Origin of the sequence: Methylobacterium sp. E-016, from assembly GCF_022829745.1 — a bacterium.
In the GTDB taxonomy this organism is placed as follows: domain Bacteria; phylum Pseudomonadota; class Alphaproteobacteria; order Rhizobiales; family Beijerinckiaceae; genus Methylobacterium.
The window spans coordinates 1-24,857 of record NZ_JAKSYF010000095.1 but is presented as its reverse complement, the minus strand read 5'-3'; the positions used below and the strand labels follow the sequence as shown (position 1 = coordinate 24,857).

Below are 24,857 nucleotides of genomic sequence, written 5' to 3'. Positions count from 1 at the left end.
GAGGTCTCCAGAGATAGTGCGACCCCTCGTCCCCTCCTTCGAGGCCCACCGATGTGGGCGCCTCAGGATGAAGTTCTGGGAGGGATCGCGGTCACATCACCCATTTTCCAGGATGCACGCGACCGGGGCCGATCACCCCCGCGAGGCCAGCCAAGCCTCGATCTCGCCGATGAGCGCCGCGCGGGCGCCCTCGTGCGTGACCGACTCCACCGCTTCGCCGACGAAGGCCTGCACCAGCAGGCTCTCGGCGATCGGCTTCGGCAGGCCGCGGGCCATGAGGTAGAACAGCAGGTCCTGGTGCGGGGCGCCGCAGGTGGCTCCGTGGCCGCAGGCGACGTCGTCGGCGAAGATCTCGAGTTCCGGCTTGTTCATCATCTGCCCCTCGTCGGAGAGGAGCAGGCAATCGGACTTCATCTTGCCGTCGGTCTTCTGCGCGATCTGGCGGACGATGATCTTGCCCTGGAACACGCCGGTGGCGTCGCCGTCGATCACCGTCTTGAACATCTCGCGGCCGACGCCGCCGACCGCAGCATGGTCGGCCAGCAGCGTGGAGTCGGCGAGTTGCCCGTCGCCGAGCATCGCCGCGCCGTTGACGACCGCGTTCACGTTCTCGCCGGCCACGTGCATGTAGATCTGGTGGCGCGACAGCACGGCGCCGGTGACGAGGTTCACCGTCTCCAGCCTCGACTCGTCGTCGAGCCGCACGCTGATGGTCGAGAGCGCGATCGCCTTGTCGCCCTCGCGGTTGATCCGCGCGTGCCGGAAGGCGGCATGCTTGCCGACATGGACGTCGAGGGCGTCGTTCGGCTGGTAGGTCAGCCCGTTCGGGCCCTCGTGCGTCTCGAGCAAGGTGAACTCGGCGCCGTCGGCGACCTCGACCAGAACGCGCGTCGCGGTGGAGAAGCCCTCCGCCCCGGCGCCGACGAAGCGCAGGTGCAGCGGGGTCTCGACCTTGGCGCCGGCCTCCACCGAGATCAGCGCGCCGTCGGCGAGGAAGGCGGTGTTCAGCTGATAGATCGGGTTCTCGCGGGCCTGCGCCACCGGCGCAAGGTTCTTCAGGCGCGCATCGCCCCGGCTCAGGGCCTCGTTCAGCGGCGATACCGAGACGCCGGCGGGCACGCGATCGAGATCGGACAGCTCGCGGATCAGGTGCCCGTTGACGAAGGTCAGGCGCACCGCCTTGACCGCCGAGAACGCGGTCGCGGCGGCGACGGCGGACGTGGCGAGGTCGAGCGCCGGCGTCTCGGCCGGCGGCGCGGCTTCCTGCATCGCGGCACGCAGGTCGGTGTACTTGAACGCCTCGACGCGGCGGCTCGGCAGGCCGGCGGCCTCGAAGAAGCGGAACGCCTCCTCGCGGGAGATCGCGGTTTCGCTGCCGAACCCCTTGCGGGCGGTCTCGAACAGGGTCGAGAGACCGGTCTCGGCGCTGGTGCGGAGATTGGCGATGTCGGCCATGAGCTTACGCAGCCTCGTTGGTGCGGTACTCGGCGTAGCCGGAGGCCTCGAGTTCCTTGGCGAGCTCCTTGCCGCCGGTCTTCACGATCAGGCCCTTCGACATGACGTGCACGGTGTCGGGCACGATGTAGTCGAGCAGGCGCTGGTAGTGGGTGATGACCAGGAACGAGCGGCCCTGCGCGCGCAGGGCGTTGACGCCCTCGGAGACGATGCGCAACGCGTCGATGTCGAGGCCGGAATCCGTCTCGTCGAGCACGCAGAACTTCGGCTGCAGGAGCGCCATCTGCAGGATCTCCATGCGCTTCTTCTCGCCGCCGGAGAACCCGACGTTGAGGGCGCGGCGGAGCATGTCCTTGTTGATCTCAAGCTTCTCGGCCGCCGCGTTGACCTGGCGGATGAAGTCCGGGGTCGCGATCTCGGCCTCGCCGCGGGCGCGGCGCTGGGCGTTGAGGCAGGCCTTGAGGAAGGTCATCGTGCCGACGCCCGGGATCTCCAGCGGATACTGGAAGGCGAGGAACACGCCGGCCGCGGCGCGCTCATCCGCGCCCATCTCCAGCACGTTCTGGCCGTCGAGCAGGATCTCGCCGTCGAGGACCTCGTAGTCCTCCTTGCCGGCGATGACGTAGGAGAGCGTCGACTTGCCGGAGCCGTTCGGCCCCATGATCGCGGCGACCTCGCCGTCGTTCACGGTGAGGTTCAGGCCGTTGAGGATGCGGTTGTCCTCGATCTGCACGACGAGGTTCTTGATTTCGAGCATGTTCGCGTAGTCCCGAAGATGGTGTGCGACGGTATCGCCCTGCGGTCCCGTCAGAGAAATTTTTGAAGCGCTGCGATCACGGTGACGACGGCCGCGATGATCGCCCCGAGCTTTACGGTCATTCGGAGTTCGAGTTCGCGCAGCGAACCGTCGATCCCCGCCTTCAACGCCTTGAGGTCCAACCTCAGCGTCTTCTCCATATCCGCCAAATCCGCCTTGGTCGCGGAATCGGCGATGATCATGTCGCGTGCCGGTTCGGCGCGCGCGACGGCCTGCTCGCGTCCGACACCCACCTGTTCGAGCCGTTGGGTGAACTGCAGGGTGTCGAACGCGAAGGCCATGGCGTGTTGCCTACCCCACCGAGCCTTCGAGGCTGATCGAGATCAGCTTCTGAGCCTCGACGGCGAACTCCATCGGCAACTGCTGCAGCACGTCGCGGACGAAGCCGTTGACGATGAGCGCGGTCGCCTCCTCCTCGGAAAGGCCGCGTTGCAGGCAGTAGAACTTCTGGTCCTCGGAGATCTTCGAGGTGGTGGCCTCGTGCTCGAACACCGCGGACGCGTTCTTCGACTCGATGTAGGGCACGGTGTGCGCCCCGCACTGGTCGCCGATCAGCAGGCTGTCGCAATTGGTGAAGTTGCGCGCGTTCGAGGCCTTCTTGTGCGCCGAGACGAGGCCGCGATAGGTGTTCTGCGAGCGGCCCGCCGAGATGCCCTTCGAGATGATCCGGCTGGTGGTGTTCTTTCCCAGATGGATCATCTTGGTGCCGGAATCGACTTGCTGCATGCCGTTCGACACCGCGATCGAGTAGAACTCGCCGCGGGAATTGTCGCCGCGCAGGATGCAGGACGGGTACTTCCAGGTGATCGCCGAGCCGGTCTCGACCTGCGTCCACGAGATCTTCGAGTTGTCGCCGCGGCAATCGCCGCGCTTGGTCACGAAGTTGTAGATGCCGCCCTTGCCTTCGTTGTCGCCCGGGTACCAGTTCTGGACGGTCGAGTACTTGATCTCGGCGTCCTCCAGGGCGACGAGCTCGACCACCGCGGCGTGCAGCTGGTTGTCGTCGCGCTTCGGGGCGGTGCAGCCCTCGAGATACGAGACGTAGGAGCCCTTGTCGGCGATGATCAGCGTGCGCTCGAACTGGCCGGTGTCGCGCTCGTTGATGCGGAAGTAGGTCGACAGCTCCATCGGGCAGCGCACGCCCGGCGGGATGTAGACGAACGAGCCGTCCGAGAAGACGGCCGAGTTCAGCGTCGCGAAGAAGTTGTCGGTCACCGGCACGACCGAGCCGAGGTACTTCCTGACGAGGTCCGGGTACTCACGGATCGCCTCCGAGATCGGCATGAAGATCACGCCGGCCTTCGACAGCTCGGCCTTGAACGTCGTCGCGACCGAGACCGAGTCGAACACGGCGTCCACGGCGACGCGGCGCTCGGGGGCGATGCCCTCCAGCACCTCGACCTCGCGGAGCGGGATGCCGAGCTTCTCGTAGGTCTTCAGGATCTCGGGGTCGATCTCGTCGAGCGACATCGCCGCCGGACGCTTCGGCGCGGCGTAGTAGTAGATGTTGTTGTAGTCGACCTTGTCGTAGGCGACGCGGGCCCAGTCCGGCTCCTGCATGGTCTGCCAGCGCTTGTAGGCGTCGAGCCGCCAAGCGAGCATCCACTCCGGCTCGTCCTTCTTGGCCGAGATGAAGCGCACCACATCCTCGGAGATGCCCTTCTCGGACTTCTCCATCTCGATGGTGGTCTCGAAGCCGTACTTGTACTGGTCGAGGTCGATCGAGCGGACCCGATCGATGGTTTCCTGCACGGCAGGCATCAGCGTCTCCTAAGCATCGCCGGTTTCAAGGACCGGAGGCTTCCATGTGAGATGGCGTCGGCGCGGCGCTCAGGCCGCAAGCCCTCGCCGTCTATATAGGGTCTCGACGACCCGTTCGAAGGCACCGAGGAAGCGCGCAGTGTCGCCCTCCCCCGTATTCCAGCCGAGGCTGACGCGTAGCGCCCCCGCGGCCAGCGCAGGGCTCACGCCCATCGCCGCCAGGACCGGCGACCGCGCCACCTTGCCCGACGCGCAGGCCGATCCCGACGACACCGCCACGCCGGCGAGATCGAAGGCGATCAAGGCGGTCGGCGCATCGAGCCCCGGCACCGCGAAGCACAGGGTGTTCGGCAACCGCTCGGCGTCACGGCCGAACACCACCCCGTCCGGCGCGCGGGCCAGCGCCACCTCCTCCAGCGCGTCGCGCAGCTGCGCGACGCGCCGGGATTCCGTATCCAGCGCAAGGCGGGCGATCTCCGCCGCCTCGCCCATCCCGACGAGCCCGGGAAGGTTCTCGGTGCCGCAGCGCAGCCGCGCCTCCTGGCCGCCGCCGCGGACGAAGGCCGCGTCGAGCTGCGCGTCGTCCCGCAGCACCAGCGCGCCGACGCCCTTCGGCGCCGAGAACTTGTGCCCGGACAGGGTCAGCGCATCGAGCCCGAGCGCAGCGAAATCGACCGGGATCTTGCCGACCGCCTGCACCGCGTCGCTGTGCACGAGGGTGCGGCCGTGCCGCCTCGCCAGGGCCACGACGGCGGCGATCGGCTGCACCACGCCGGTCTCGTTGTTGGCCGCGTGCACCGAGACGAGCACGTCCAGGTCGCGAAGGGCGTCGAGCCGCGCCGCCAGCGCATCGAGGTCGAGCACGCCGGAAGCCAGGACCGGAAGCACCTCGACGGCGTCGGCCGGGAAGCGGTGGCCGGCGGTGACGCAGGGGTGCTCGGTCGCGCCCATCAGAAGCCGCGTCGGTGCGGCGCTCCCCCGCCGGCGGAGCGCGCCGGACAGGACGGCGTTGGCCGCCTCGGTGCCGCCACTGGTGAAAGTGACCTGAGACGCCGCGGCACCGACGAGGCGGGCGAGCTTGTCGCGGGCATCCTCGAGCATCGCCCGCGCCGCACGCCCCTCGGCATGGACGGAGGACGGGTTGCCGGGCAGCGCCAGCGCCCGCACGACCGCGTGCGACACCGCCGGACGGACCGGAGACGTGGCGTTGTGGTCGAGATAGGCGCGGTCCGCTGTCATCCGTTCTCCGACTGGCGAAAGATGCGACATTTCCTTGCTTTGGCACCGGGTCGGCGTGCTAAGCCGCGCCGTCGACACGGTTTCGGACCGCCGAACGGCGTTTCCAGGCTGGTCGGGGAAGACCCGCTGCCGCGCTGTTTAGAACAGTTCTAATCGCCTAGAATTATTCTAAGAGCGCTTTTACGTCGGGCGCGGGGCGAGTCAAGGCGGTCGCGCGACCGCGCAGGTCGAGGCGTACACGGCCATCCGGGCAGGCGGACTCGCCCGGCATGGCCACAGGAGTCGAGGACACTATGCCCGAGGTCATCTTCACCGGTCCCGCCGGCCGACTGGAGGGTCGCTATCAGGCCCCCAAGAAGCGGGGCGCGCCGATCGCGATCGTGCTGCATCCGCACCCCCAGTTCGGCGGCACGATGAACAATCAGATCGTGTACAACCTCTTCTACACGTTCGCCAATCGCGGCTTCGCGGCCCTGCGCTTCAACTTCCGCGGCGTCGGCCGTAGCCAGGGCGCCTTCGACCACGGCTCGGGCGAGCTGTCGGACGCCGCCGCCGCGCTCGACTGGGTGCAGTCGGTCAACCCCGAGGCCAAGTCTTGCTGGATCGCCGGCGTCTCGTTCGGCTCGTGGATCGGGATGCAGCTGCTGATGCGCCGCCCCGAGATCGAGGGCTTCATCTCGATCGCCGCGATGGCCAACCGCTACGATTTCACCTTCCTTGCGCCCTGCCCCTCCTCCGGCCTGTTCGTGCACGGCTCCGAGGATCGCGTGGCCCCGGCCCGCGAGGTCATGCCGGTGATCGAGAAGGTGAAGACCCAGAAGGGCGTCATCATCGAGCACCAGATGGTCGAGGGCGCCAACCACTTCTTCGACGGGCGCGTCGACGAGCTGACCCAGACGGTCGACACCTACCTCGACAAGCGCCTCGGCAAGAAGGACGAGGTGGCCTGAGGCCACTTCGTTCGAGCGGGCCTCGCAGCGGGCAGGCGCCGAACGGGCGGCCTGCCCTTTTTCCCGCCTCGCGCCCGCGACCGGATCACGCCACCGCACGATCGGCCGGTGCGGTCAGCACCACCGGCACGGCCGGTGCGCCTTCCCATTCCGAATGCGCCGGGATCGATTCGCCCTTCATCACGATGGTGAGGGGCCGAAGCCGCGCGTAGTCGCCGACCTTGGTGTCGTAGAGCACCGTCGAGAACGCGCCGACCGAGACGCCGCGGCCGATCACAACGCGGCCGACCTTCATGATCCGGTCCTCGTAGAGGTGGGTCTGCAGGGCGGCGGTGCGGTTGATGGTGGCGAAGTCGCCGATCGTCACGCAGTCGAACTCGGTGATGTCGGTGGTGAGCATGCACACGCCCTCGCCGACCTTCACCCCGAATAGCCGCAGCGCCCAGGGCAGGAACGGCGTGCCCTGGAGGTGCTCAAGCAACACCTTGCCGGCCAGGCCCCAATAGGCGACCGCGATGGCCTCGGTGCGCATCGCCCACCACGACCACATCGGCCGCATGCCGGGCTGATAGACGCCCATCAGCGCCCACTTCATGCCGATGACGGCGGCGGACTGGATCAGCGCGATCGCGACGCTGACCGTGACGAAGCTGACGGCGAGCCCGCTCCAGTCGCGCTCGAGGATCGCCGGGTAGAAGTACCAGTCGATCGCGGTGATCGCGAGGGTGATGTACAGCATCGGCGAGAACGAGGTCGCGAACGCCTCGAACACGCCGCGGCGGAGCTTGACCAGCGTGCCTGGCTCGTAGGTCTGGGCCAGCGTTCCGACGTCGACGCGCTGGCGCGACGGCAGCTTGATCGGCGGCGAGCCGAACCAGGTGTCGCCCGGCGCCATCTCCTCGTTGGCCGGCGGCTTCGACTTGATGCCGATCAGTACGTCGTCGGGGATGTCGGCGCCCGGCGGCACCACCGCGTCGTTGCCGACGAACACCCGCGCGCCCGTGCGGGCCGGCTGGAGGTGCATCCAGCCGCGGCGGATCTCCTCCTCGCCGTAGACCACCTCGTCGGCGATGAAGTTGCGGCTGCCGACCTCGGCGAGGTCGTGGCGGCTGCCGAGGTTGGTCGAGATCTCGGCGCCCTCCCCCATGCGCGCGCCCATCAGGCGGTACCACGCCCGCATGTAGACGGTGGCGAACAGCGAGGAGAGCGTCTCCAGCGTCACCTCGGCGGCGAGCGCCACCGACCACTTGCGCAGGTAGAAGCCGGACCAGATCGAGTAGGTGCCCGAGCGCCGCCGCGGCAGCACCAGCCAGCGGATGCCGGCGATGAGCAGCACCGTGCCGGCGGTCATCAGCATGGCGGTGGGCCATGTCAGCAGCGGCAGGTACCAGTGGTAGTCGATGTCGGTGATGTCGGAGAGCGAGTCCGAGATCTGGTCGAAGATGAAGAACGCCGGGAAGATCGGCAGCAGGCCGACGGCGGGGATCGCGCCGAGCAGCAGGAGGTAGATCGCCCCGAAGCCGGCCCGGCGCCGGGCCGAGGCCGGGGCCTGCTCCGAAAGCTCCGCGACGTCGGCCATCCCGACCTTTCGTCCGGGCGAGCCGTCCCAGCGCTCGGCGGCGCCGATGCGCGTGCCGGCCGGAACGGTGGTGAGGTCGGCGATCTCGGCGTTGTCGGCGATCACCGTGTCGTGGCTGAGGACGCAGGAGGTGCCGACCGCCACGTCCCGGCCGATCTCGACCCGTCCGATCACCAGCTCGTTGCCAACGATCTCGGCGTTGGCGACGACGAGGCGGCCGCCGAGCGACGCGCCGTCGCCGATCGAGAGCAGGTCCGGGGCACCGATCTCGATGTCGGAGATCAGGGTGTCGCGGCCGACCTTCGCGCCCATCAGGCGGAGGTAGACGGCGATCGCGGGCGAGCCCTGCAGCCACTTGACGTGGACCAGCGGCGCCAGGCGCTGCGCCAGCCACCAGCGGAAATAATACGCGCCCCAGAGCGGGTAGCGGCCGGGCTTCGTGCGGCCGAGGACGAGCCACTTGGCCGCGACCGCGATGGTCGCCGTCACCGCGTTGATCGCCACGTAGACGAGGAGCAGCACGCCGAGCTCGCCGAAGAAGCCGAGGCCGCCGCCGGTGAGCAGCAGGTAGGTGACGAAGATGCCGAGCCATTGCGCGGTCGCGAGCGCAATCACGAACGGCAGGGCCACCGCCTGGGCGAGCCCGCACAGCGCGCGGCGCCGGAGCGGCGGCGGCACGAAGGCGAGGTCGCGGATCGCGGTCTCGATGCCGGCGCCGCCGGTGCGGGCGATCAGCGCGTCCGAGATCCGGCGCAGGGTGCGCTCGCGGTAGACGTCCTGCAGCGTGATGCCGGCGAGCGCCGGGGCCTCGCGCACGGCTCCGACGAAGCGGGCGGCGAGCAGCGAATGGCCGCCGAGGTCGGCGAAGAAGTCGCCCTCGAGCGCGATCGGCTGGTTGCCGAAGACCTGCTTGGCGGCGGCCAGCAGCGCCGCCTCGGTCTGGTTCTCCGGGGGCTCCTGCTCGCCGTCGGCATCGACGATGGTGAGCGTCGCGACGCGAAGCGCCTTGCGGTCGACCTTGCCGGAGGTGAGGCGCGGCAGAACCTCGGCCGCCTCGAAATGGCCGGGCACCATGTAGGGCGGCATCTGCTCGGCCAGCGTCCGGCGCAAAGCCGCGCGGTCGAGGTCGTGGCCGCGGTCTGGCACGATGAACGCGACCAGCCGGTCGACGCCGTCGTCGTTGCGCAGCACCACCGCGGCCTGGGCGATCCCGGGCTGGGCCTGGATCCGCGACTCGATCTCGCCGAGCTCGACGCGGAAGCCGCGGATCTTGACCTGGTCGTCGATGCGGCCGTGGAACAGGATGTTGCCGCCGGCGTCGAGCGAGACCGCGTCGCCCGAGCGGTAGAGCAGCGGGTCGGCGCCGTCCGAGGCGTAGGGGTTGGCGATGAACTTGTCCGCGGTCAGCTCCGGCCGCTGCAGGTAGCCCTTCGCGACGCCGGGGCCGCCGATCAGCAGCTCGCCCGGCTCGCCGCGCCCGAGCAGGCGCAGGTCCTCGCCGGCGACGTAGACCGAGTAGTTCGCGATCGGGCCGCCGATGGTCACCGGCACGCCCGGGCGCATCTCGGCGGCGGTCGCGACCACCGTAGCCTCGGTCGGCCCGTAGGTGTTGAACAGCTTTCGCGAAGGCGTCGCCCAGCGTGCGACCAGCGGCTCGGGAAGCGCCTCGCCGCCGAGCAGGAGCAGCCGCACGCTCGGCAGGTCTGCGGTGATCATCGCCAGCAGCGTCGGCACGGTGTCGATCACAGTGACCCCGGCCTCGGCGATGATCCGGGGCAGCGACTCGACGTCGCCCATCATCGCCGGGCTCGCGACGAACAGCGTCGCGCCGACGAGGTACGGGACCCAGATCTCCTCCATCGAGAGGTCGAAGGCGACCGAAGCGCCCTGGAAGACCACGTCGTCCGGCGCCATCCCGTAGAGCGCGTTTCCGGAGCGCAGGAAGTGGCAGATGTTGGCGTGGCTGATGACGATGCCCTTCGGCACGCCGGTCGAGCCGGAGGTGTAGATCAGGTAGGCGGGATGCTGCGGCGTCAGGCCGCCGGCGCGAAGGTCCGGCGTCGCCGCGTCCGCGGGCGTGCCGGCGAGCAGCGCATCGAGCGTCAGGGCCGGCGCGACCTCGGGCGCGCCCGGGGCCAGCGCCTCGGAGACCAGCAGGGCCTTCGCAGCGGCGTCGCCGAGGCAGACCGCGACCCGGTCGGCCGGCGCCTCGGCGTCGAACGGCAGCCAGGCGGCGCCGGACAGCGTGATCCCGATCTGGGCGGTGAGCAGGTCCGGCCCGCGCGCCATCCACAGGCCGACCACGTCGCCCGGTCCGATCCCGCGATGGGCGAGAGCCGCCGCGATCCGTCCGGCGCGGGCGAAGACCTCGGCATAGGTGAGATGCGGGTGCCGGCCCGACGCGTCCTTGGCGGCGCCGTCGATCAGCGCCGGATGGTCCGGCCGTGCCCGCGCGGTCTCGGCGAAGATCTCGCCAAGAACCTCGTCGCGGATCAGGTCGGGACGCACCGGGCCGCGCAGCACGGCCCGGTCGGACGGGGTCGCCGCGGGGTGCCGGTCCACTTCGGGCCGGATCATCTCGCCGAGGCTACTCATCGCATGCTCCGCTGCCAGCTCCGGGCGGAGCTGGGTTCCCGTCTGTCTCGCATGCGCACCCGGCCGGCGATCGGAGCGCGTTCCTGACGCGGGATCGTGCCGTTATCGAGGCAGTCCGCCGATCGGGTCGAGGCCGTGCGAACCGGACCCGAGACCTCGCTGTATACCGGACCTTTGAACGGGGCTTGAACGGTCGGCGACAAACCTCAGGCCCAGCGCCATCCGGCCGCGTCCACGACGAGCACCGAGCCCTGGCGGACGGCGATCCGCGGGGCGGCCTTAATGTCGAGGTGGCCGAGCGCCACCAGCATCGCGCGGGCGACGCCGCCATGGGCGACCACGACGGTGGCCGGCGCCAGGTCGGAAAAGACCGGCGCGACGCGCTCGGTCAGCATCGCGTAGCTCTCGGCGCCGGTGCCCGAGGGGCGATAGCCCCAGCGGTCGCGGTCGCGCGCGCCGGCGCCGCCGGGATCGCGGCGGCGGATCTCGGCCCAGGTCTGCCCTTCCCACGCCCCGAAATGGATCTCCATCAGCCGGGGATCGCTGCGGTACTCGGTCGGCGCGAGGCCGAGGCGGTCGCGCAGGATCTCCATGGTGCGACGCGTGCGGCTCAGGGGGCTCGCGATGAAGTCGGCCTCGGCGAGCCGGTCGCCCGCGAGCGCCGCGAGCCGGTCCGCGGCGTCCGCCGCCTGCCCCTGCCCGACGGCGTTGAGGCCGATGTCGCGCTGCCCCTGCAAGCGCCCCTCGGCGTTCCAGTCGGTCTGCCCGTGCCGGATGAAGTAGATCGTCGGGATGGGCCTCACGCTCCGGCGGTTCCGGTCGGCGCCCTCACCGGTCGCGTCCTGAGCGAAGGTCTCGCGGCGGCTGCGCGGGCGGGTTCATGAGCGTGGCGTCCATCGGGCATGGCGGTCTGAAGGGATCGGGTCGCCCTCGGATGCAAGGCGGGTGCCCGATCTAGGCCGGGACGCGATCGGTCGGTAGAAGGTCTGTCCATGAGCAAGAAGCACCGCAAGACGGATCGGCGCCAGAAGGCGGGGACAGCCGGTGTGACAAAGTCGCCGGACCGTTCCGTCGAGGATGCCCGGCGCAAGGCGCCTTCCTCTTCTCTCTGGGCGGCCGCGACGGCCGAGATCGCAGGCATCGCGCCCGCGCTGATCGATGCGCACGGTCCCGCCTCCGTCGCGGCGGCCGACGGCATCGTCACCGTCGTGCCGGGCAGCCGGTTCGATCTCGCGAAGGTCGACGCCGACGCCGACGGCGGCTTCGACAAGGACTGGGCGAAGGCGGCGCTCGCCACCGAGCGCACGCGGATCCAGGCGCTTCAGGAAAAGCTCTACGCCGAGCGGCAGCGCAGCCTGCTCGTGGTGTTCCAGGCGATCGACACCGGCGGAAAGGACGGCACGATCCGCGCGGTTCTGGAAGGCGTGAACCCGCAAGGCTGCACGGTCGCCTCGTTCAAGGTGCCGTCGACCGAGGAGCGCGAGCACGACTTCCTGTGGCGCTACCACCAGCGCACGCCCGGGCGCGGGATGATCGGCGTGTTCAACCGCAGCCACTACGAGGATGTGCTGGTCGTGCGCGTGAAGGGCCTGGTGCCGGAGCCGGTCTGGCAGGCGCGCTACGGCTTGATCAACGACTTCGAGCGCCTGCTCACCGAATCCGGGACCCACATCCTGAAATTCTTCCTGCACATCTCGAAGGACGAGCAGAAGCAGCGCCTGGAAGCGCGGATCGCGAACCCGGACAAGCACTGGAAGTTCGATCCGGCCGACCTGGTCGAGCGCAAGTCCTGGGATGCCTATCAGGCGGCGTTCTCGGACGCGCTGACCCGATGCTCGACGCCGCATGCGCCCTGGCACGTGGTGCCGGCCAACCGGAAGTGGTTCCGCAACCTCGTCATCGCCCGCACCATCGCCGACACGCTGGACGCGATGGACCCGCAGTTCCCGGAAGCAGTGGCGGGCATCGCGGATCTGGTCGTGCCGGACTGACGGCGCCGCGAGGCACGGTTCGGGATGGTGTTTCCCGATTATCCGAAGCGGATCTTCGAAGCCTCCGAGCTCTCCGATGGGATGCTCCGGTTCCTCGCCCTCGCGGGAGCCCTGCTCGCCTACCGGCTTCCGCCTTTCGTCGCCCTGAACGAGCCCGAGGCGAGCCTGCACCCTGACCTGCTGGCTCCCCTCGCTCGCATGATCGTCAAGGCGGATGAACGCACGCAGGTCTGGCTCGTGACCCATTCCGAACGGCTTGCCGACGCAGTCCTCGACGAGCGGGGCACGAAGCCCCACCGCGTGATCAAGCGCCAGGGCGCGACCTGGATCGCGGGGCTGAAGCTGTCGGGGAATTTCGAGGACGGTGATTGACGCCGGCCTTCGCCGGCGCGCCCGCCCTCAATCCTTGTCGAGGCTCAGGTCCGGCGCCTCGGGGTTCTTCATGCCGACCACGTGGTAGCCGGCGTCGACGTGCAGGATCTCGCCGGTCATGCCGCGGGACATGTCGGAGATCAGGTAGGCGGCGGTCTCGCCGACCTCGCCGATCGTCACCGTGCGCCGCAGGGGGGCGTTGTACTCGTTCCACTTCAGAATGTAGCGGAAGTCGCCGATGCCGGAGGCGGCGAGCGTCTTGATCGGGCCGGCCGAGATCGCGTTGACGCGGATGTTCGAGGGGCCGAGATCGGCGGCGAGGTAGCGCACCGAGGCTTCGAGCGCGGCCTTGGCGACGCCCATGACGTTGTAGTGCGGCATCCACTTCTCGGCGCCGTAATAGGTCAGCGTCAGGAGCGAGCCGCCGTTCGGCATGATCTTCTCGGCGCGCTGCGCGACGGCCGTGAACGAGTAGCACGAGATCATGAGCGACTTGGTGAAGTTCGCCTCGGTCGTCTCGACGTAGCGCCCGGTCAGCTCGTCCTTGTCCGAGAAGGCGATGCAGTGGACGACGAAATCGATGCCCTCGGGGAAGATCTCGGCGGTCGCCGCGAACACCGCGTCGATCGAGGCCGGGTCGGTGACGTCGCAATGGCCGACGACGTGGGCGTCGAGCTCGCGCGCCAGGGGCTCGACGCGCTTCTTCAGGGCGTCGCCCTGGTAGGTGAAGGCCAGCTTGGCACCGTGGGCATGCGCGCTCTTGGCGATGCCCCAGGCGATCGAGCGGTTGTTGGCGACGCCGAGCACGAGGCCGCGCTTGCCCGCGAGCAGGTTGCTGCCCGGCGCGGCGTCCCTGCCCGCGCCCTGCTCGTCCGTTGCGTCGAAAGCCGCCATGCCACACCCGAAAATTCGCTTCGGCACCCGGGACTCCCGGCCGCCCCGCTCGACGAGGCGGCGGTCTCGCGCCGGAGGCATCCTTAGCGGAGGCGCGTCGGGGACGGAAGTCCGCCGGATCGGCGCGATACGCCGCCGGCTACTCGGCCCGCGCCGTGCGCCGGCTCCTCACGAACTCGGCCAGGGCCGCGTCGTCCGCGGGCAGCTGGATCGCGGTGACGGCGAGCAGGTCGCCGCGGGTGCCGTCCTTCTTCGGCAGGCCCTTGCCGCGGAGGCGGAAGGTGCGGCCGGACGAGGTCATCGGCGGCATCTTCATCTCGACGGCGCCGGTCAGGGTCGGCACGCGGATCGCGCCGCCGAGCACCGCATCCTCGAGCGGCAGGTCGACGGTGGCGCGCAGGTCCGCGCCCTCGACGGTGAAGCGGGCATGCGGGAGCACCCGGATCGTCAGAAGCGCATCGCCCGGCTCGGAGCGCGGGCCGCCGGGCGAGCCGAGGCCGCGCAGGCGGATCGTCTGCCCGTCCACGACGCCCTTGGGGATCATCACGTCGAACTCGCGGCCGCCCGGCAGGCCGACCCGCAGCTTCTCCTCGCTGCCGATCTGCTCGAGGGTGACGCCGAGCTCGGCCGCCACGTCCTCGCCGCGGGTGGGCGGGCGCTGGCCCGGCCCGGCGCCGCCGGCGCGGAACGCCTCGCCGAACAGGTGCGAGAAGATGTCCTCCCCGACGCCCCCCGCCGGGCCGCCGCGGCCGCGGGCCGCGTTGTTGAAGTCGAACCCGCCGGCGCGGCCGCCGCCGAAGCCCTCGAACCCGGTCGCGCGCGGCTTGCCGTCGGCGTCGATCTCGCCACGGTCGAACTGGCGGCGCTTCTCCGGCTCGCCGAGGATCTCGTAGGCGGCGTTCGCCTCGGCGAAGCGATCCTTCGCCTTCGCGTCCTTGTTGGTGTCCGGATGGTAGGTCTTGGCGAGCTTGCGGTAGGCCTTCTTGATCTCGGCCTCGCCGGCGCCCTTGGGGACGCCCAGCACCTCGTAGGGATTGCGCATCGGTCTCTTGAACTTCGTGGTTTCGCGCCGGCTGTGGAGCAGCGGCCATCCAGGCCGCATGTGGGCGGCCTGTTGCTCTCGCGCAACGTAGGGGCGACGAGACTCGGCGCAAGCGCGGCCGGCGTCAACCCGAACGCGTCACGCGGCCGAGCCGCCTCGCATCGTTCGCGCTCAGCTCGTCTTGCCCGATCCGGCCTTGCCGGTGCGGATGCGCTTGAGTTCCCACTCGCCGCCGGACGGCTTGCAACCGGTGCCGCGCACGAAGCGGTTGTTCCCGGGAGCAATCACGCTGGCGAGGAAATCGCGGCAGATCAGGTCGTGGGCGACGTAGGGCAGCCCGGTCGGGTTGATCGTGCCGCGCAGGCTGGTCTCGGGGTTGTCCCACTTCACCGGCTTGCCGTTGCCCTGCGGGTCGAGAGCGACCGAGAGCGCGGCGTAGGCGCGGCGCCAATCCTCCTCGCCCAGGTCCGAGCCGAAGCTCGTCGGGCGCCGGCTGATGCTGCCGGTGACGATCGGCTCGTCGGCGACGGTCTCCGCCCTGGCCTCGGGATTGGCATCCGCCCGGAAGATCAGGAGCGGCTGGCTGCAGCCGCAGAGCATCGACGCGAGACCCGCGGCCAGTGCCACCGGCGGGAGCCGCCCAGCCCGCGCTTCCCCCCGCGGCATCGCCGCAGCCCCTTCCTTCTTGTCGCGACGACGCATTACACCTGAACCCGAGACCCTGAACCCAAGACGAGATGGCGCGTAAGTGTGCTCCAACGTCGGTGCCCCCCGACCCGGATCTCACAACGGAGGATTAAGTCGTGGACGCGTTAAAGATCGATGAGTCGGGCGGGCGCGATGCGGTCCCGGATGCCGCCGACTTCACCCTGAGCGACGATCCGTTCGGCCTGTTCGCCGCCTGGATGGCCGAGGCGACGGCGTCCGAGCCCGAGGACGCCAACGCGATCGCGCTGGCCACCACAGGCGCGGACGGCCTGCCGGACGTGCGGATGGTGCTGCTGAAGGGCTTCGACGAGCGCGGCTTCGTCTTCTACACCAACGTCGAATCGGCCAAGGGCGAGGAGCTCGCCGCCAACCCGCAGGCCGCCTTCGTGCTGCACTGGAAGAGCCTGCGCCGGCAGATCCGCGTCCGCGGTCCGGTGTCGCGAGTGACGCCCGAGGAGGCGGACGCCTACTTCGCCAGTCGCCACCGCGACAGCCGGCTCGGCGCCATCGCCAGCCGTCAGTCGCGCCCGCTCGCAGGCCGCGACGCGCTGATGGCGGAGGTGGCGGAGCTGTCGGCCCGCTACGAGGACGGGCCGGTGCCGCGGCCGGAGAACTGGACCGGGTTCCGGATCGCCCCGGTGGCGATGGAGTTCTGGCGCAACGGCGACTATCGCCTGCACGACCGCGTCCGGTTCACCTGCAACGGCAAGGGCTGGGACCGGTCGCGCCTCTATCCCTGAGAAGCCGCTACGGGATCAGGGGCGGCAGCGGCGGCGCGACGCCTTCCGGCAGGGCGGTGCGGGCGACGTTCATCGTCATCGCGAGCAGGGCGTAATAGCCGTTGATCCCGGTGAGATCGATCGCGCCCTGCTCGCCGTAGAGCGCGACCAGGGCCGCGTAAGTCGGGTCGCTCACCGCCTTGTTGCGCTGGAGCTCGGTCGAGAACGCGTAGACCGCGGCTTCCTCGGCCGACATGCCCTCCGGCCGCCGGCCTTCCGCGATCGCCTGCGCCACGTCCGCGTCGACGCCGGCCTTCAGCGCGATCGGATGGTGGATCTGCCACTCGATCTGCTGGCTCCACTCGCGGGCGACGATCAGGATGGCGAACTCGCTGATCCTGAGCGGCAGAACGCTGTCGTAGCGCAGGTACAGGCCCATGTCGCTCGCGCGCAGCATCAGGTCGGGGCTGCGCAGCAGCGGCACGAACGGGCCGAAGACCGGCGTCTTGCGCGCTGCGAAGAACGCGTCCGACGCCGCGAGCTGCGCCGGGGTGAGCCGATCCGCGGAAATGGCGGGCATGCGATCGGTGGGGCGGGCCGTGGTCGGCATGAGGGGGCGATCCGGTGCGAGGGGCTGCGGAGCCCCGGTGATCCCGCCGCATCGGTGCCCCGTCAAGCGTCCCCGCCGGTGTTGCGACGCGGCGAAGTCCCTGGATTTTCGGGCCGGCTGCGCTTAGACCTTGGGCTCAGCGCGGCGGCCCGCCGGGGTGCCCCGGCGCCGACCCCGATCGGAAGCGAGGCACGGCCTTGGCCATACCCGGAAACGAACGCCGTCGCGTCATGCTGCTCACCGGGGCGAGCCGGGGCATCGGCCACGCCACCGTCAAGCGCTTCTCCGCGGCGGGATGGCGGGTGATCACCTGCTCGCGCCACGCCTTTCCCGAGAACTGCCCGTGGGAGATGGGCCCGGAGGACCACCTCCAGGTCGACCTCGCCGACGCCGAGGATACCGTGCGCGGGGTCCGCGAGGTCGCCGAGCGGCTGTCGATCGAGGGCGGGCTGCTCCACGCGCTGGTCAACAATGCCGGCATCTCGCCGAAGGGGCCGAACGGCGAGCGCCTCGGCGCCCTGCCGACCGACTTCGCGACCTGGCAGCGGGTGTTCCAGGTGAACTTCTTCGCGCCCGTGCTGCTCGCCCAGGGCCTGCGCGACGAACTCGCCCGCGCCAAGGGGTCGATCGTCAACGTCACCTCGATCGCCGGGTCGCGCGTCCACCCGTTCGCGGGCGCGGCCTACGGCACCTCGAAGTCGGCGCTGGCCGGCCTGACCCGCGAGATGGCCGCCGATTTCGGGCCGCTGGGCGTGCGCGTCAACGCGATCTCGCCCGGCGAGATCGACACCGCGATCCTGTCGCCCGGAACCGACAAGCTGGTCGAGCAGATCCCGCAGCGCCGCCTCGGCACGCCCGACGAGGTCGCCAAGGCGATCTACTTCCTGTGCACCGAGGCCTCGTCCTACGTGAACGGCGCTGAGCTGCACATCAACGGCGGGCAGCATGTCTGACCGGCTGTCCCGCTGGTTGCTCCTCGTCGTTCTCGCCGCCACGCCCGCCGCCGCCGAGCCGGCGGTCACGATCCTCGATCTGCCGTTCCAGGCGACCGCGATGCGCGGGCCGCGGAGCGAGGTCGCCGTCGCGGTGGCGACGTCCGGGCTGATCCCGCTCGCCCGGCCGACGGCGGCGCCGGCCGCGCCGGACGTCGGCGAGGAGGAGAGCGCGCCCCTCGTCGTGGTCTGGGGCAAGGAGGGCGGCGCGGCCCTGAGCCTCGTCGACGGTGCGATCAGGTCGACGCTGCTCGGTGCCGAGGCGATCGACGGACTGACGGCAGCCGAGACGCCGCGCGGGGCCGTTCCGGGCCCCCGCCGTACGCTGTCGGGTGCGGCCTCCGCCTACCCGACCGGGGTCACCCGCGCGATCGGCGCCGCCCCCTCGGCGGCGGGCCTCACCATCCGCGAGCGCCAGCCGGTGGCGATGGGCGGCGATCCGAAGCCGGTGCCGGTCTCGACCGTGACGGTCGCCGCCGGCCCGGACGCGACCTTCGCCCTCGCGAGGCCGCGCGCCGTGCGCCTCGCCGGACGCCAGGCCTTCGTCGTGGCGACGCTCCACGGCGGCGATGCGTCGGGTCTGGCCCTCGTCACCCGCGCCGGCATCGGCGACTGGGCCGTCACCGCCCGGACGCCGTTCCAGGACGGCGCTCCGCTGCGGATCGCCGCCGTCGCCGACTTCGCCGGGACCGGATCGCCGCAGGTCGCCGCGGTTCTCGCGAAGGGCGGGCGCCTCCAGCTCTGGACGCCGGCCGTCGACGCCTTCACCCCCGCCGGCGAGGCGCCGGGCTACGCCTCCGGCCCGGGCGACGTCGATCTCGCCGCCGCGGTCGAGGGCGAAGGCAGCGCGCAGGCGGACCTCGCTCTGCCCGTCGCCGACAATTCGGCCATCGCCCTGGTCTCTCTGAAGGGCGGCATCAGGGAGCGCGCGCGGATCGCGCTGCCCGCCCCCGCCGCCTACGGCGTCGCCGCGCTCGGGCGCGGGACGAAGGTGCGCATCCTCGTCGGCCTGTCCGACGGACGCGTCGCGGTCGTCGCGCCGGATGGGACGAAGCCGTGAGCGAGGCCGATGCGCGATTGTTTCCCATGCGCCCCTTCGTCGGCGCGTCGATCGCGGTGATCCGCGGCGACCGGGTGCTGCTGGCGGCGCGCGCCAATGCGCCGATGCGCGGCGTCTGGACCCTCCCCGGCGGGCTGGTCGAAGCCGGCGAGGCGATCGCCGACGCCGCCCTGCGCGAGCTCAAGGAGGAGGTCGGCCTCGACGCCGAGATGATCGGCGTCCTGCCGCCGACCGAGATCATCCAGCGCGAGCCCGACGGTCGCGTGCGCCATCACTACGTCGTCCACCCCCATGCGGCCCTCTGGATCGGCGGCGAGCCGGAGGCCGGCCCCGAAGCCCTCGCCGTCCGCTGGGCGACGCGCGACGAGATCGCCGACCTCGAAACGACGCCGGGTCTTGCCGACACGTTGGCGGACGCCTTCGCGAAGGTCGCCGCCCGTCGACCCGGGGACCGCCCGTGATCGGCAAGCCGTCCTTCCTGCACCTCATCCTGCCGGTCCTCGCGGTCGGCGCCGGCTTCACCGTTTCCGCGCACGCTCCGGCGCTTGCGCAGCAGCGCCCCCCGGCGCGGCAAGCCCCGAAGCCTGCCGAGAAGGAGCCGCCCCCGCCGCCCCCGGAGCAGGCCGCACCCTACGACCGCGACCTCACGCGGCTGTCCGAGATCATCGGATCGCTGGCCTTCCTGCGCGAGCTGTGCGCGGGTGCCGACGCCGCCGAGTGGCCGAACCGGATGAAGGCGCTGATCGAGGCCGAGGGCGTCACGCCCGGGCGGCGCGACCGCCTCGCCGGGGCGTACAACCGCGGCTACCGCGGCTACGCCTCCACCTACCGCGTCTGCACGCCGGCCGCGCACGAGGCGGCGGGCCGCTTCGTCGCCGAGGGGGAGCGCCTGTCGCACGCGCTGGCCGGCCGTTTCGGCGGTTGATGCAAACCGGCCACACGGCAGAAGCATCCGGGGAAACCGTCGTATTCGACCATCCGCGTTAACCGCTTCGCAATTCCCGGCTGGTCGCGGACCCGTGAGCCGCCTATCATCCTTTCCGTACGCCGGGCCTCCAGCCCGCGCGCAACGGATACGACGCGCCATGCAGAACAGCACTCAGACCGCCCCGTTCGAAGCCGACGTGGACGAGAAGCGCGCCGCCCTGGGCTACGTGTCCGAGGCGTTCGCCGAGGGCTGCCTCGACGGTCTCGACGGCGACTGCATGGCTCAGGCGGCCCTGTTCGCCGCCTTCCAGGAACTGGTCATGACCTACGGCGAGGAGGCGACCGCCCGCTACGCCGAGGGATTCCCCGAGCGCATCCGCGGCGGCGCCTTCACCACCGCGCTCCAGCACTGATCCCGATGCCGCGGCTGGCGCGGGCTCAGGCCCGTGCCAGCGCCTCCTCGAAGGTCACGGCCTCGCCGCGCGACGGCGCGGTCAGCACACCGTCCCACATCACGCGGGCCCCGCGCACCACCGTCCCCACCGGCCATCCGGTCACGGTCTTGCCGTCGTAGGGCGTCCAGGCGCTCTTCGAGGCGATCCAGGCATTGCGGATCGTCTCGCGGCGCTTGAGGTCGACCACCGTCACGTCGGCGTCGTAGCCGATCGCGAGCCGCCCCTTGCGTGCGATGCCGAACAGGCGCTTCGGCCCGGCGCTCGTCAGGTCGACGAAGCGCTCGAGCGACAGCCGTCCGGCCGCGACGTGGTCGAGCATGATCGGCACCAGCGTCTGCACCCCGGTCATCCCCGACGGCGAGTCCGGATAGGGCCTGGCCTTCTCGTCGAGCTGGTGCGGCGCGTGATCCGAGCCGAGGATGTCGGCGACGCCCTGCCCGAGACCCCACCAGATCCTTCGGCGATGCGCATCGCCGCGGACCGGCGGGTTCATCTGCACGAGCGTGCCGAGCCGCGCATAGGCCTCGTCGCCGTCGAGGGTGAGGTGATGCGGCGTCACCTCGATGCTCGCCACGTCCTTGTGGTCGGCGAGGTAGTCCATCTCGTCGCCGGTCGAGATGTGCAGGATGTGGATGCGGGCGCCGGTCTCCCGCGCCAAGGCCACCAGCCGCCGCGTCGCCGCCATCGCCACCTCCGGCGAGCGCCAGACCGGGTGCGAGGACGGGTCGCCGGGGACGCGGAGATCCTTGCGCGCGCGCAGCATCGGCTCGTCCTCGGAGTGGAAGGCGGCGCGGCGGCGGATCGCCGTGAGGATGGCGCGCACGCCCGCATCGTCCTCGACCAGCAGCGACCCGGTCGAGGACCCGACGAACACCTTGATGCCGGCGGCGCCGGGCAGCCGCTCCAATTCGGCGAGCTGCGCCACGTTCTCGTGGGTGCCGCCGACCCAGAAAGCGAAATCGCAATGCATCCGGTGATGCGCGCGGGCCACCTTGTCGGCGAGCGCGTCCGCGCTGGTGGTGAGCGGGTTGGTGTTCGGCATCTCGAACACGGCGGTGACGCCGCCCATCACGGCCGCCCGCGAGCCGGATTCGAGATCTTCCTTGTGGTCGAGGCCGGGCTCTCGGAAATGCACCTGGGTGTCGATCACGCCGGGCAGCAGGTGCAGGCCGGCGCAATCCTGCCGCTCGGCACTGGCTGCCTGCGCGAGGTCGCCGATCGCCGCGATGCGCCCGCCGCGGATGCCGAGGTCGGCAAGGTGCGTGCCGTCCTGGTTCACCACCGTGCCGCCGGAGAGGACGAGGTCGAAGGGCTGGTCCATCGGGGATGCCATCGGAAACGCCTTGGTTGAGGCTGGGTCCCCGGCGGCTTATGTCACGCCTCATCCTCGCGCAATCGCGCGGCCTGGAAGGCCCGATCGGGCCGAGTGAGGACTTGCCATGCCGATTGCCCTGCTGCCGGACCGCGCCCTCGTCACCGTGACCGGGCCGGACGCCACCGCCCTGCTCCAGGGCGTGATCACATGCAACGTCGAGACGCTGGGCGAGGCGGAGGCGCGCCTCGGCGCCCTGCTGACGCCGCAGGGCAAGATCCAGTTCGACTTCCTGATCTCGCGGATCGCCGACGGGTACCGCCTAGACGTGCCGGCCGAACAGGCTGCGGCGCTCGCCAAGCGCCTGACCCTCTATCGCCTGCGCGCCAAGGTCGAGATCGCGGTCGATCCGACCATCGCCATCGCCGCATCCTGGGACGGCGCCACCACTGCCGTCGAGGTCGACGCCGTGGCCGACGCCCGGGCCGAAGGCCTCGGCGCGCGGCTCTACGCGGCGGCGGGCGCCTTCTCCGCGGACGCGTCCGAAGCGGAGTACCACGCTCACCGCATCGCGCTCGGGATCCCCGAGAGCGGGCGCGACTTCCCGTTCAGCGACGCCTTCCCGCACGAGGCGCTGATGGACCAGCTCGGCGGCGTCGACTTCCGCAAGGGCTGCTACGTCGGCCAGGAGGTGGTCTCGCGGATGCAGCACCGCGGCACAGCCCGCACCCGCATGCTGCCCGCCACCTATCCCGCGGGCGAGGCGGCCGCGCCCGGCTCCGAGATCACCGCCGGCGCCAAGGTGCTCGGCGTGACGGGGAGCCGTGCCGCCGGGCGCGGCCTCGCGATGCTGCGCCTCGACCGCCTCGCCGACGCGATCGCGGCAGGCGAGCCGCTGCGCGCCGACGGCAAGGTGCTGACCGTGGAGCGCCCGGCCTTCGCCAGCTTCGCGATGCCGGACGTCGCGGCGGGCTGAACTGAATGACCGAGGCATCGCATCCGGTCGAAGGCCTCGTCCGCCATCCCGATGGCTGCGCCCGGTGCTGGTGGGCGGGGCTCGATCCGCTCTACGTCGCCTATCACGACGGCGAATGGGGCGTGCCCGAGCACGACGGCCGCGCGCTCTACGAGAAGCTGATTCTCGACGGCTTCCAGGCCGGGCTGTCGTGGATCACGATCCTGCGCCGGCGCGACGGCTTCCGCCGCGCCTTCGCCGCGTTCGATCCAGAGGCCATCGCGCGCTTCACCGAGGCCGACGTGGAGCGGCTGATGCAGGACACCGGCATCATCCGCAACCGCGCCAAGATCGTCGGCACCGTCGCCGGCGCCCGCGCCTGGCTGCGGATCGAGGAGCGCGGCCCCGGTTTCTCGCGCTTCCTGTGGGATCACCTGCCGGACGGCCGGCCGATCCAGGGCAGCGCGCGGACCCGCAGCGAGATCCGGACCGAGACCGACGTGTCGCGGCGGATCGCCAAGGCGCTGAAGGCCGAAGGCTTCGCCTTCTGCGGCCCGGTGATCGTCCACGCCTTCATGCAGGCGGTCGGCATGGTCAACGATCACCTCGTCGGCTGCCATCGCCACGCGCCCTGCGCCGCGCTGGCGGAGCCGGGCCGTTGAGCGCGCTGCAGCCGCGGGCGTGGCAGCGGATGCTGTCGGGCCGCCGGCTCGACCTGCTCGACCCCTCCCCCCTCGACATCGAGGTGGCCGACATCGCCCACGGGCTCGCCCGCGTCGCCCGCTGGAACGGGCAGACCGCGGGGCCGCACGTCTTCTCGGTGGCGCAGCACTCGCTGCTGGTCGAGGCGGTCGGCCTGCATCTCACGCCCGGGTGCACGCCTGCACAGGGCCTCGAGCTGCTGCTGCACGATGCACCGGAATACGTCGTCGGCGACATCATCTCGCCGTTGAAGGCCGCGATCGGCGATTCCTACAAGGGCGTCGAGCGCCGCCTGCTCGCTGCGATCCGCCGGCGCTTCGGGCTCGAGGCGCCGAACCCGGCCTTCGCCCGCCTGGTCAAGCGTGCGGACCGGGTGGCGGCGCATGCCGAGGCGGTGCAGCTCGCCGGATTCGCGCCGGACGAGGCGACGCGCTACTTCGGGCGGCACGAGACCCTGCCCGAGCCGGTCCTCGCCCTGCTCGACCCCTGGCCGACCGCGCAGGCGCAGGCCCGTTATCTCGACCGTTTCGCCGAGCTCGCGAAATCCTGACACCCGACCCAGAACCCGGACCCGAGATGCCGACGCTGCACGTCTGCCCCCTGTCGCGCCTGCCCGAGACCATCGCGGCGACTGGGGCGAGCCACGTCCTGACGCTGCTCAACCTGCCCTCGGCGCCGGAGCGGCCGGCGACGATCGCCGAGGGCTGCCACGCGGTGGTCGGCGTCAGCGACATCGCGGTCGCGACGGACGGGTACGTTCTCCCGGCCGAGGACCACGTGCGCGCCATCCTCGACTTCGTCGCGGCGTGGCCGCGCGAGAAGCCGATGGTGATCCACTGCTACGCCGGCATCAGCCGCTCGACCGCCGCGGCCTACATCGCCGCCTGCGCCCTCGATCCCGCCCGCGACGAGGCCGAGGCCGCCGCGGCGTTACGCCTCGCCTCGCCGTCGGCGACGCCGAACCGCCTGTTCGTCGAGATCGCCGACCGGCTGCTCGGCCGCGACGGCCGGATGGTCTCGGCCGTCGCCGCGATCGGCCGCGGGGCGGACGCCTTCGAGGGCACGCCGTTTCGTTTCGAGCTCGGCTGACCGGTCGAGCCCACCGGCATACCGGTGTGGCGCAAACGTCGCCGCCGGCTGGAAAAACCGCGTGTCTCCGCCCGCCGCGAAGGCACGTGGGGTTGTGGCGGTCGCCGCCTCCGCCTTAGAACCGCACCAAAGGATCCTGTAGGGATGACCGAAAGCCGACCCGACGCGACCGCGATCGCCGCCGACACGCCCTTCGAGAAGGCCCTGGAGCAGCTCGAGGACATCGTCCGCCGCCTGGAGAAGGGCGACGTGGCGCTGGACGAATCGGTGACGATCTACGAGCGCGGCGAGGCGCTGAAGCGCCACTGCGAGATGCTGCTGAAGCGGGCCGAGGCCCGCATCCAGCGCATCACCCTGACACCCGACGGGCGCGCCGAAGGCGTCGCACCCCTGGACGTCGATTGAGATGCGCCGTGCTCGAGCACCGCAGCCTCGTTCGGCGTTCGAGATCGATATGAGGCCGAACCCGTGACGCAGACCCCCTCGATGCCGGCCCCCTCGATTTTGGACGGTTTGTCCGAGACGTCCGCGTTGCGGTTGCTTCCGGAGAGCGATCTCCGGGCGGTGGCGGACGCGGTTCGCTCGGAGATGATCGAGGCCGTGTCGGTGACGGGCGGTCATCTCGGGTCGGGG

At 70.9% G+C, this 24,857-nt stretch carries 27 protein-coding genes; 15 read left to right on the top strand and 12 right to left on the bottom strand.

The genetic code is table 11. From position 1 onward, the window contains the following. Positions 1–132: 132 nt before the first annotated feature. From MKK68_RS12325 to MKK68_RS12305, 5 genes are all read right to left on the bottom strand, one after another. Positions 133–1,455, bottom strand: a complete 1,323-nt coding sequence (locus MKK68_RS12325; RefSeq protein WP_244030510.1) for a SufB/SufD family protein — start codon at positions 1,453–1,455, stop codon at positions 133–135. Positions 1,456–1,459: 4 nt separating this feature from the next. Continuing rightward, the gene (gene sufC / locus MKK68_RS12320; protein WP_147726382.1) at positions 1,460–2,212 is read right to left on the bottom strand and encodes a Fe-S cluster assembly ATPase SufC; all 753 of its coding nucleotides are present in this window, start codon (positions 2,210–2,212) and stop codon (positions 1,460–1,462) included. A 50-nt stretch (positions 2,213–2,262) separates the two neighbouring features. After that, positions 2,263–2,553, bottom strand: a complete 291-nt coding sequence (locus MKK68_RS12315; protein WP_244030509.1) for a hypothetical protein — start codon at positions 2,551–2,553, stop codon at positions 2,263–2,265. A 10-nt stretch (positions 2,554–2,563) separates the two neighbouring features. Next, positions 2,564–4,033, bottom strand: a complete 1,470-nt coding sequence (sufB, locus tag MKK68_RS12310; protein ID WP_147726380.1) for a Fe-S cluster assembly protein SufB — start codon at positions 4,031–4,033, stop codon at positions 2,564–2,566. 69 nt (positions 4,034–4,102) lie between these two features. Then, positions 4,103–5,272 carry a cysteine desulfurase family protein gene (locus MKK68_RS12305; RefSeq protein WP_244030508.1) on the bottom strand — a complete coding sequence of 390 codons (1,170 nt, stop codon included), beginning with the start codon at positions 5,270–5,272 and terminating at the stop codon, positions 4,103–4,105. A gap of 293 nt (positions 5,273–5,565) precedes the next feature. Here MKK68_RS12305 and MKK68_RS12300 point away from each other — a divergent pair, with 293 nt between their 5' ends. Next, the gene (locus MKK68_RS12300; protein ID WP_147726378.1) at positions 5,566–6,222 is read left to right on the top strand and encodes an alpha/beta hydrolase; all 657 of its coding nucleotides are present in this window, start codon (positions 5,566–5,568) and stop codon (positions 6,220–6,222) included. A gap of 85 nt (positions 6,223–6,307) precedes the next feature. Here the strand turns inward: MKK68_RS12300 and MKK68_RS12295 are convergent, their stop codons facing one another. Together MKK68_RS12295 and MKK68_RS12290 are read right to left on the bottom strand one after the other, a co-directional pair. Continuing rightward, positions 6,308–10,396 (bottom strand): Pls/PosA family non-ribosomal peptide synthetase, encoded by a 4,089-nt coding sequence (locus MKK68_RS12295; protein ID WP_409567229.1) that lies wholly within the window; start codon positions 10,394–10,396, stop codon positions 6,308–6,310. Between the two features lie 206 nt (positions 10,397–10,602). Continuing rightward, entirely contained in the window at positions 10,603–11,199 is a 597-nt protein-coding gene (locus MKK68_RS12290) for a histidine phosphatase family protein (protein WP_147728844.1), read from the bottom strand. A gap of 189 nt (positions 11,200–11,388) precedes the next feature. On the opposite strand from MKK68_RS12290, the gene MKK68_RS12285 reads away from it, so the two are divergent. Next, positions 11,389–12,387 (top strand): polyphosphate kinase 2 family protein, encoded by a 999-nt coding sequence (locus MKK68_RS12285; protein ID WP_147728845.1) that lies wholly within the window; start codon positions 11,389–11,391, stop codon positions 12,385–12,387. A gap of 24 nt (positions 12,388–12,411) precedes the next feature. Then, positions 12,412–12,759 (top strand): AAA family ATPase, encoded by a 348-nt coding sequence (locus MKK68_RS12280; protein ID WP_147859696.1) that lies wholly within the window; start codon positions 12,412–12,414, stop codon positions 12,757–12,759. Between the two features lie 27 nt (positions 12,760–12,786). On the opposite strand, the gene fabI is transcribed toward MKK68_RS12280, so the two are convergent. The 3 genes from fabI to MKK68_RS12265 all read right to left on the bottom strand — a co-directional run bounded on the left by fabI (position 12,787) and on the right by MKK68_RS12265 (position 15,361). Further along, the gene (fabI, locus tag MKK68_RS12275) at positions 12,787–13,653 is read right to left on the bottom strand and encodes an enoyl-ACP reductase FabI (RefSeq protein ID WP_243932978.1); all 867 of its coding nucleotides are present in this window, start codon (positions 13,651–13,653) and stop codon (positions 12,787–12,789) included. Positions 13,654–13,792: 139 nt separating this feature from the next. Continuing rightward, on the bottom strand, positions 13,793–14,695 hold the full coding sequence (locus MKK68_RS12270) for a DnaJ C-terminal domain-containing protein (protein WP_147859695.1): 903 nt from the start codon (positions 14,693–14,695) through the stop codon (positions 13,793–13,795). A 171-nt stretch (positions 14,696–14,866) separates the two neighbouring features. Beyond that, positions 14,867–15,361: an RT0821/Lpp0805 family surface protein gene (locus MKK68_RS12265; protein WP_244030506.1), complete on the bottom strand. Its 495-nt coding sequence runs from the start codon at positions 15,359–15,361 to the stop codon at positions 14,867–14,869. Between the two features lie 203 nt (positions 15,362–15,564). Here MKK68_RS12265 and pdxH point away from each other — a divergent pair, with 203 nt between their 5' ends. Further along, positions 15,565–16,143, top strand: a complete 579-nt coding sequence (gene pdxH / locus MKK68_RS12260) for a pyridoxamine 5'-phosphate oxidase (RefSeq protein ID WP_147728809.1) — start codon at positions 15,565–15,567, stop codon at positions 16,141–16,143. A gap of 7 nt (positions 16,144–16,150) precedes the next feature. Here pdxH and MKK68_RS12255 read toward each other — a convergent pair whose 3' ends face one another. Beyond that, a complete protein-coding gene (locus MKK68_RS12255; protein ID WP_244030504.1) occupies positions 16,151–16,702 on the bottom strand; it encodes a carboxymuconolactone decarboxylase family protein in 552 nt (183 codons plus the stop codon). A 260-nt stretch (positions 16,703–16,962) separates the two neighbouring features. On the opposite strand from MKK68_RS12255, the gene MKK68_RS12250 reads away from it, so the two are divergent. The 5 genes from MKK68_RS12250 (at position 16,963) to MKK68_RS12230 (ending at position 20,124) form a co-directional block, all read left to right on the top strand. After that, positions 16,963–17,685, top strand: coding sequence for an SDR family NAD(P)-dependent oxidoreductase (locus MKK68_RS12250; RefSeq protein WP_147728807.1), 723 nt, complete (start codon positions 16,963–16,965; stop codon positions 17,683–17,685). Further along, positions 17,678–18,784, top strand: coding sequence for a hypothetical protein (locus tag MKK68_RS12245; protein ID WP_147859694.1), 1,107 nt, complete (start codon positions 17,678–17,680; stop codon positions 18,782–18,784). Before MKK68_RS12250 ends, MKK68_RS12245 begins: the two co-directional genes overlap by 8 nt. A gap of 26 nt (positions 18,785–18,810) precedes the next feature. Continuing rightward, a complete protein-coding gene (locus MKK68_RS12240; RefSeq protein WP_147728810.1) occupies positions 18,811–19,245 on the top strand; it encodes an NUDIX hydrolase in 435 nt (144 codons plus the stop codon). A gap of 26 nt (positions 19,246–19,271) precedes the next feature. Further along, positions 19,272–19,709 carry a TIGR02301 family protein gene (locus MKK68_RS12235; RefSeq protein WP_147859704.1) on the top strand — a complete coding sequence of 146 codons (438 nt, stop codon included), beginning with the start codon at positions 19,272–19,274 and terminating at the stop codon, positions 19,707–19,709. Positions 19,710–19,869: 160 nt separating this feature from the next. Then, entirely contained in the window at positions 19,870–20,124 is a 255-nt protein-coding gene (locus MKK68_RS12230; protein WP_147728485.1) for a hypothetical protein, read from the top strand. A gap of 25 nt (positions 20,125–20,149) precedes the next feature. Here MKK68_RS12230 and MKK68_RS12225 read toward each other — a convergent pair whose 3' ends face one another. After that, positions 20,150–21,487, bottom strand: a complete 1,338-nt coding sequence (locus MKK68_RS12225) for a dihydroorotase (protein ID WP_244030514.1) — start codon at positions 21,485–21,487, stop codon at positions 20,150–20,152. A 118-nt stretch (positions 21,488–21,605) separates the two neighbouring features. Between MKK68_RS12225 and MKK68_RS12220 the strand changes: the two genes are divergently transcribed. The 6 genes from MKK68_RS12220 to MKK68_RS12195 all read left to right on the top strand — a co-directional run. Next, positions 21,606–22,454 carry a YgfZ/GcvT domain-containing protein gene (locus tag MKK68_RS12220; RefSeq protein ID WP_244030502.1) on the top strand — a complete coding sequence of 283 codons (849 nt, stop codon included), beginning with the start codon at positions 21,606–21,608 and terminating at the stop codon, positions 22,452–22,454. Between the two features lie 5 nt (positions 22,455–22,459). Then, entirely contained in the window at positions 22,460–23,095 is a 636-nt protein-coding gene (locus tag MKK68_RS12215) for a DNA-3-methyladenine glycosylase I (RefSeq protein WP_147859691.1), read from the top strand. A gap of 29 nt (positions 23,096–23,124) precedes the next feature. Continuing rightward, positions 23,125–23,685: a hydrolase gene (locus tag MKK68_RS12210; protein WP_147859703.1), complete on the top strand. Its 561-nt coding sequence runs from the start codon at positions 23,125–23,127 to the stop codon at positions 23,683–23,685. A 26-nt stretch (positions 23,686–23,711) separates the two neighbouring features. Then, positions 23,712–24,224, top strand: a complete 513-nt coding sequence (locus MKK68_RS12205) for a tyrosine phosphatase family protein (RefSeq protein ID WP_147728481.1) — start codon at positions 23,712–23,714, stop codon at positions 24,222–24,224. A 144-nt stretch (positions 24,225–24,368) separates the two neighbouring features. Continuing rightward, positions 24,369–24,629, top strand: a complete 261-nt coding sequence (locus MKK68_RS12200) for an exodeoxyribonuclease VII small subunit (protein WP_147728480.1) — start codon at positions 24,369–24,371, stop codon at positions 24,627–24,629. An 81-nt stretch (positions 24,630–24,710) separates the two neighbouring features. After that, positions 24,711–24,857, top strand: a 147-nt coding sequence (locus MKK68_RS12195) for a 1-deoxy-D-xylulose-5-phosphate synthase N-terminal domain-containing protein (RefSeq protein ID WP_243932353.1), incomplete at its 3' end; no start/stop codon positions are given.